The organism is Barnesiella sp. CU968 (assembly GCF_905219685.1).
Taxonomy (GTDB): domain Bacteria; phylum Bacteroidota; class Bacteroidia; order Bacteroidales; family Muribaculaceae; genus Lepagella; species Lepagella muris_A.
Map to the genome: position 1 here is coordinate 1 of NZ_CAJMXD010000359.1, position 2,983 is coordinate 2,983.

Annotated in this window: 4 protein-coding genes and 1 tRNA gene; all 5 read right to left on the bottom strand. The window is 52.4% G+C overall.

The window, feature by feature from the left end:
- Positions 1-4: 4 nt before the first annotated feature.
- Positions 5-77: transfer RNA gene (locus JX312_RS11430), tRNA-Gly, on the bottom strand.
- 169 nt (positions 78-246) lie between these two features.
- A complete protein-coding gene (locus JX312_RS11435; protein ID WP_124029904.1) occupies positions 247-804 on the bottom strand; it encodes a CvpA family protein in 558 nt (185 codons plus the stop codon).
- Positions 805-855: 51 nt separating this feature from the next.
- The gene (ispF, locus tag JX312_RS11440; RefSeq protein WP_124029905.1) at positions 856-1,335 is read right to left on the bottom strand and encodes a 2-C-methyl-D-erythritol 2,4-cyclodiphosphate synthase; all 480 of its coding nucleotides are present in this window, start codon (positions 1,333-1,335) and stop codon (positions 856-858) included.
- Positions 1,332-2,528, bottom strand: coding sequence for an acetate/propionate family kinase (locus JX312_RS11445; RefSeq protein WP_123403568.1), 1,197 nt, complete (start codon positions 2,526-2,528; stop codon positions 1,332-1,334). The genes ispF and JX312_RS11445 overlap by 4 nt, the downstream gene beginning before the upstream one ends.
- Positions 2,529-2,532: 4 nt before the next feature.
- On the bottom strand, positions 2,533-2,983 hold a 451-nt coding region (locus JX312_RS11450), incomplete at its 5' end, for a phosphate acyltransferase (RefSeq protein WP_255563919.1).

A 2,983-nucleotide genomic window follows, 5' to 3' on the forward strand; every position in this document is an offset into this window, starting at 1 on the left:
GTTGAGCGGTAGGCGAGACTCGAACTCGTGACCCTCAGCTTGGGAAGCTGATGCTCTACCAACTGAGCTACTACCGCGTTTGTCGCAGCTGACGCCGCGCTTATCTGATGCAAAGTTATAAAAAAAATAAATTCCGGCAAACCAAAATGCCTTATTTTTTGAACATGCACCTATTAACTTTTATTTTCAACCCTACTCTCAACAGCTTCCCGGACAGATTGCTTCTGGACGGTGTGTCCCGGATTCTTATGAGATGCATTTTGCGGCTTCGAGCTGAAGTGTATGGGCGAGGTCTTCCACTGATTCGCCGCCGAGAATGGCGGGAGCCACGAGCATTACAGCCTCGATGATGTTGCCATCGTCGGATTTGGCATATCGCAGCATTTCGGAGTCAGGACTCCAGCAAAGCATGAAGTTATAGAATATGGAGAGTATGAGCAGGTATCTGACAAGAGTGAAGAAAGACCCTGCCATACTGTCGGGCACGCCGCTGTCGAAGGTGCGGAACAGCAGACGCAGGAATCCGGTGCAGAAACTGAATAGCTCATAGACAATGATGAACACCAGCCCGCGGGCAAGCGTGCTGTATACATAACCGCATTCCGGTCTGCTCGCAATAGATGGCAGCAACTGTCGCAAACCCTCTTCGACAGGAACGCAGAATATGCGGGCGCAGACAACGCCGAAACAGAATCCTATCAGGAGCGGTATTTGCCGGAAAAAACCTTTACGGTAGCCTTTGACAACTCCGAATACTGCCACGATAATGGCTATGAGATGGTAGATCATTGTAATTGCAGACATATGGCAATCCCCGGGATCCCTGATTGGGGACTCCGGGGATTTATTTGTATATCAGTTGTTGCGGCTCCTGAGCAGAACCGTTGCGTAAGCGGAGATACCCTCCTCGCGGCCGGTGAAACCGAGTTTTTCGGTCGTAGTCGCTTTGACGGAGACGTCGCCGATCTCGCATCCGAGTATATCGGCGAGTTTTTCGCGCATCTTTTCGATGTGGGGATTGATTTTCGGACGTTCGGCGCAGATAGTGATGTCCACGTTCCCTATGGCGTACCCTTTGTCGGTCATCATGCGGCACACCTCCGCGAGCAGAAGTTTGCTGTCGGCTCCCTTGTATCGCGGGTCGGTGTCGGGAAAATGATATCCGATGTCACGGAGTGCCAGGGCACCGAGTATCGCATCGCAGAGTGCGTGTATCGCCACATCCGCGTCGCTGTGTCCGAGCAACCCGAGTGTGTGCTCCAGCTTTATTCCGCAGAGCCACAGCTCGCGACCTTCCACAAGACGGTGCACGTCGTACCCTTGTCCTATTCTCATCCTTTTACGATTGATGCGGTGTCTTCCGCGATCATCAGTTCCTCATCCGTGGGGATGACAACAACGTGAACTTTTGAATCCTTGCCTGAGATCTCGATTTCCTCGCCACGCACTTTGTTGGCTTCAGCATCGAATGTCACGCCCATGTATTCGAGTTTGCGGCATATCTGTTCGCGTGTTCCGGTCTGGTTCTCGCCGACACCTCCGGTAAACACAATCACATCGACACCTCCGAGTACGGCGGAGTAGGCACCGATATATTTCAGTATACGGTATTCATACATGTCCATTGCAAGACGTGCGCGTTCGTTGCCTTCGGCTATGCCGGCTTCTATGTCGCGCATGTCGTTGGATATGCCCGACACGCCAAGCACGCCGCTCTCTTTGTTGATGATTTTCTGCAGCCCCTGTGCGTCAGTTCCGCGGCTTTCCATAAGGTATACGAGTGCGCCCGGGTCTATGTCGCCTACGCGTGTGCCCATCATGAGACCTTCTGTAGGGGTGAGACCCATGGAGGTGTCTATGCTCTTCCCGTCAGCTATAGCTGTTATGCTCGCTCCATTGCCGATATGGCATGTGATGATTCTCTGTTTCTCATAAGGAAGACCGAGAAATTCGCAGGCGCGGCGTGACACATAGCGGTGGCTTGTGCCGTGGAAACCGTATCTGCGTATGCCGAATTTCTCATAATCCTCATATGGGAGCGCATACATGTATGCCTTTGCAGGCATTGTCTGATGGAATGCAGTGTCAAACACTCCGACCTGAGGAGTGTTCGGCATGAGTTCTGTAACCGCCTCTATGCCGGTAACATTGGCGGGGTTGTGCAGTGGAGCTACAGGGTAGCATTCCTTGACTTTCTCAATGACTTCAGGAGTGATAAGCACGGATTTGTTGAAATATTCCATGCCATGCACCACGCGGTGACCTACGGCACCAATCTCGTCGAAACTGCTGATCACGCCTTTCTCCGGATCTGTGAGCACTTTCATCACCTGACGTATAGCCTCTTTATGATCGGGCATCTCCACGGTGATTGTCTCTTTCGAGCCATCGGGCAGCTTGAATTTGAGGAATGAATCGGATAGACCGATCTTCTCCACGCCGCCTTCTGCAAGCACGTCCTTGTTGTCGCTGTCAATAAGCTTGTATTTCACGCTGCTGCTGCCGCAGTTCAAAACTAATATCTTCATAATCTTATAGATTTTTGTCTCCTATTGCCTGATTGCAGGTCACAATGATTGTATTCACGATGTCATCGACTGTCGCGCCTCTGGACAGGTCGTTGACAGGAGCGGCAAGACCCTGGAGAATCGGTCCTACAGCTCCGGCTCCGGCAAGACGCTGCACAAGCTTGTATGCTATGTTGCCTACCTCAAGCGAGGGGAACACGAGGGTGTTGGCGTGTCCCGCCACCTCGCTGCCGGGAGCTTTCATGCTGCCGATGGCAGGAACGATCGATGCGTCGCTCTGCAATTCACCGTCTATTTTCAATTCAGGAGCCATCTTGCGGGCAAGTTCTGTAGCCTCCACGACCTTGTCGACGCGTTCGTGGCTCGCGCTTCCTTTGGTGGAGAAGCTGCACATTGCCACAACCGGATCAAGTCCTGCTATGTCTCTGGTGGTCTTGGCAGTGGCTATGGCGATC

What these genes read in the sequence shown, in the direction of transcription:
- JX312_RS11435 (WP_124029904.1), bottom strand. Translation starts at nt 804, where the DNA reads ATGTCTGCAATTACAATGATCTACCATCTCATAGCCATTATCGTGGCA.
- ispF (WP_124029905.1), bottom strand. Translation starts at nt 1,335, where the DNA reads ATGAGAATAGGACAAGGGTACGACGTGCACCGTCTTGTGGAAGGTCGC.
- JX312_RS11445 (WP_123403568.1), bottom strand. Translation starts at nt 2,528, where the DNA reads ATGAAGATATTAGTTTTGAACTGCGGCAGCAGCAGCGTGAAATACAAG.